This is a genomic window from Acidisphaera rubrifaciens HS-AP3, assembly GCF_000964365.1.
Classification (GTDB): domain Bacteria; phylum Pseudomonadota; class Alphaproteobacteria; order Acetobacterales; family Acetobacteraceae; genus Acidisphaera; species Acidisphaera rubrifaciens.
In genome coordinates this window covers 1-3414 of record NZ_BANB01000151.1, presented here as the reverse complement: position 1 = coordinate 3414, position 3414 = coordinate 1, and the positions used below count along the sequence as shown (strand labels likewise).

3 protein-coding genes are annotated in these 3414 nt (G+C 64.8%); 1 reads left to right on the top strand and 2 read right to left on the bottom strand.

Features of this window, described 5'->3' with window-relative positions:
* Positions 1-245 precede the first annotated feature (245 nt).
* Both B8460_RS23725 and B8460_RS05580 read right to left on the bottom strand, forming a co-directional pair.
* Positions 246-746 carry an ASCH domain-containing protein gene (locus B8460_RS23725; protein ID WP_148360386.1) on the bottom strand — a complete coding sequence of 167 codons (501 nt, stop codon included), beginning with the start codon at positions 744-746 and terminating at the stop codon, positions 246-248.
* Positions 739-2829 carry a GNAT family N-acetyltransferase gene (locus tag B8460_RS05580; protein WP_148360384.1) on the bottom strand — a complete coding sequence of 697 codons (2091 nt, stop codon included), beginning with the start codon at positions 2827-2829 and terminating at the stop codon, positions 739-741. Before B8460_RS05580 ends, B8460_RS23725 begins: the two co-directional genes overlap by 8 nt.
* 384 nt (positions 2830-3213) lie before the next feature.
* Here B8460_RS05580 and B8460_RS21670 point away from each other — a divergent pair.
* Positions 3214-3414, top strand: a 201-nt coding sequence (locus B8460_RS21670) for a hypothetical protein (RefSeq protein ID WP_048860592.1), incomplete at its 3' end; no start/stop codon positions are given.

Here is a 3414-nt window from a genome sequence, read left to right as displayed (position 1 = left end):
CAACCCCGTCCCCGGAGGCGCCCACATCCGCACGCCCAACCCGCGCGACCACCGCACCGCTCCGCGCGTCACCGGGATCGGCACCCTGCGCGACGCGGTCCGGCAAAAGAGGCTGATCGGAACGGTCCACCTCGAGGCCCGGGTCGTTCGGGGCACGTGCCTCGAATGACCGGGGTCGTCGCCTTGGCCGATACCGGCGAGCGGCCGGACCTAGGGGTGAGCTACGCCTTCCGTAGGCTGTTCCGTCAGATGACCCCGCGTAAGATTTTGCATTCGCGCCGACGCGGTCCCTCTTTTTGTTCTGGCCGTTCGGCACGCTCTGCTAATGCCAGCAGCATGTCGACCTGTCCGGTTGACAACTCGGCCGTGACCCGGGGCGCCCTGAAGCCGTCCCGCCCTCGGCGTAGATCAGCCGCCGTAGCTGCTGGGCTAAAGCTGGTGGCGGCGGTCAGTATTATGGCGACTGCCTCCACGCAACCATCGAGGTATGAGAAGAACGCATCGCGGCCGACACCGATGGCATCAGAGTACCGCCGCCACAATTCTTCCGGCGCGTCTCGATCGCACCTAACAACCGTCGCATATCCTGTAACGGCTGCGACAGGGAGGGTCTCGTAGATCCACAACCGAGTTCCGGGACGCAGTCGCGCAACCCGGCGGCGGAGTTCCACGGTCTTCTCGCCAGAGAGTATCCGCCTCGCGTGCACAGTGTGGATCGATATTACGAAGTCAGCCCCGTCAGACATGCGATGGCCATCCTTCGTCGAGGATTGCCTCAAGCACGTGACTGCCGACCGTAGTTACGGTGACGAGGTTGTTGCCTCCGACCGCGCCCATGGCCCTCAATCGTGGCAATCGGATCGGCGCGGGCACAGGCATCAGATGGTCGAACGTTGTCACGAGCACCTCGTCCGTCGCCGACAAGGGCCGCAGGTCGCTAACCACCGCGCGTTGTAGCAGCGCCTTCGGGACGCCCGACTTCGGTGCTATAATTGCATCGACAACCCTCGCTACAGCCACGATGGCGCCACGTCCTCCGGACCGGCCTGATTCGTAGAATAGCATCGCGGTGCCGGGCCGAAGTGCGGGGGCTGACCGGCGTGTATTGACAAAGGTTCGGCGGGACGCAACCGCTGCCGCCGGTTTGCCTAGCAGTGATCGCTGTAACGAGGTCCCGAGTAGGTCGTCCGCATACGGCTGGGTGATCGGGACAATGGCGGCCGGTCGGCCTTCCCAGGCAATTAGCGTCGGCCCGAGTGCGTCCTCTAGCCGGTCCGGTGCAATCAAGACGGTGCTGCCATCCGGTTTGACAATTTTCATCGTTTCTCCGGCTCTTGGCGGGGCGGCCGGCAGCTGCAGTTCGGTCCTGTGCAATGCGAGCCGGGCCACAGCGGTCCAATTGCATTGGGTTACCGGCCGTCCAAGGGCCACCTTAACGAATGCCTCTTCCTGACGTCTGGGCTGGAAGCCCTGGAGAAGAGCTACACGGCGGACAACGGCTTGGCGAATGTCCTGCAGTTCGATCGCGGTTGGCCCTTCGTCGCATGCCGCCAGACACTGGGCGTTGACCAGAGCCTCTGCGACCAACTCGGCCCTGACGTGTTCTGGCCGGACGTGGACCATCAACTTGGCCGGCGCGCCCACCTCCGGCCCTCGCTGCCGCAGCGCAAGACCGACGATAACTCCCTCCTGTCGGGCGGCTGACGCGACCGCTGCCCCTGGGTTGAACTGTGCGAGGTTGCTGCCACTGACACCTTGCGACCGCAGGTGCTCCCAGGCTGCGTCGGTGGCGCAAGGTCCAATTTCTATCTCCCCGGCGACGATGACCTCGGCCTTTGATCCGCCCTCATGCCCCTGGTCGAGCAACTCCTCGAAGTCGTCGAGCGACAAAGCGTCGATTCCAACGGTTGCTATTAGGCTGGCCCTAGCATCGAGGATTGGGCCGTCGCTGGTTAGAAAGCCAGAGGCTCGGGCGAGCGCTGCGTGGGCAAGATGTCGGGCGTCGCTAGTAGCTTGCGGACGCGCTGCAGCTCCGGTCAGGGCAGAGCCAAAGACTATCGACTTGATTGATCCGGCTAACAGCTCAAGCTCGTTCTTGTCGACAGCCGGGAGGCGAGGGAGGTGGCGTGCCATCGCTAGGATCGGGTCCGTCCTCCCCGAACTGGTCCGCTCAAGCTCGGTCAGGAACTCTGAAGCCACAACCAGCCGAAACCGGTGGGCGAGAGCCGCCCCGATCACCCGTTCGGCCAGATGCCGGCGAACCTCGCGCCCCGGTTTCGTAACATCGAACAGCACGTTAAGGTCGATGGCGTAGAGTGGTGCTGGCCGCGCGCCTCGGACGCGCAGGCCGAGGTCGAGGGGAACAAATTCAGCTGTGGTTGCCTGATCAAGCACGGAAAACAGGTGTCCATTGTCTAGATCGCGGGCGCGGACAACGATGGTGCGACCCCGCGCTTTTCCACCGGGCTTCCGCAGCATCGGTGAAAATCCATTGCGACTGTAGAAGGCTTGGGCCGCGCCAAGGTCGTCAGCCACGGCTGCAGTCAATCTGACGAAGCCCATGGCCTCGAGATGGGCCGTGAGCGCACGCAGCAGCGCGGTGCCGACCCCCCTGCGCCGGTGATCCGGGTGGACAACGACCTGTTGGACGCGTGCGTTCGGGAGCACGCCGCTAAAGAGGACGAAGCCGGCAAGGGTGGGGGGCGTGGCCCTGTCGTCGATCATTGCCAGGACGCGTCGACGCCGTATCGCGTCATCGTAAGCCGCTTCGGGTAAGAAGCCGAGTGCTTCCCGGTCGGCGCCGGCGAGCTCTCGGATTGCTGCTGCCAACGACGTCAATTCAGCAGGGTCGGAGATATTCCTGTAAATATGCGCGCCTTTTCGTTGCAACCGTTGCGTCCGTGGTCACCATCGCGTTGGCCCGCTTAGCGCGCGCTTGCAATTAAATTACGTTGCTTCGTTGACGTGCGCCATCGCAACCAGCAACCGCAGGGTAAGGTGCATCGCGCATCACACCAACCCATAGACAGTGATTGACGTCCCGCTTGTCCCCGCCGCGCCCGCCGGTGGGGTGCAGAAGCGCACCCCACCTTACGTCGGTTCCCGACTAGGCGCATGGCGCCACGCGCGGCACGTATCGGGCCCGCTCCCGCCCCACACCTCGCCGCCCCAACCCCCTTGCCTCGCTCCCCATCAATAGAACATAAAGCGAACATGCGCTATGACCCCTACGACGCCGAGGAGCGACGCGAGCGACGGGAGACTGAGCGGGCGCGGCTGCGGGCGGCGCAGCGGGAGGAGTTGCTGGCGGCCGCGCGCGTGATGCTGCCCGAATACGGCCTCGCGCTGCCGCTCGGGCGGCTGGCGGTGGAGGCGGGGGTTGCCCGCACGGCGGCGGCCACGCTGTTCGACGGC

What these genes read in the sequence shown, in the direction of transcription:
- B8460_RS23725 (WP_148360386.1), bottom strand. Translation starts at nt 746, where the DNA reads ATGTCTGACGGGGCTGACTTCGTAATATCGATCCACACTGTGCACGCG.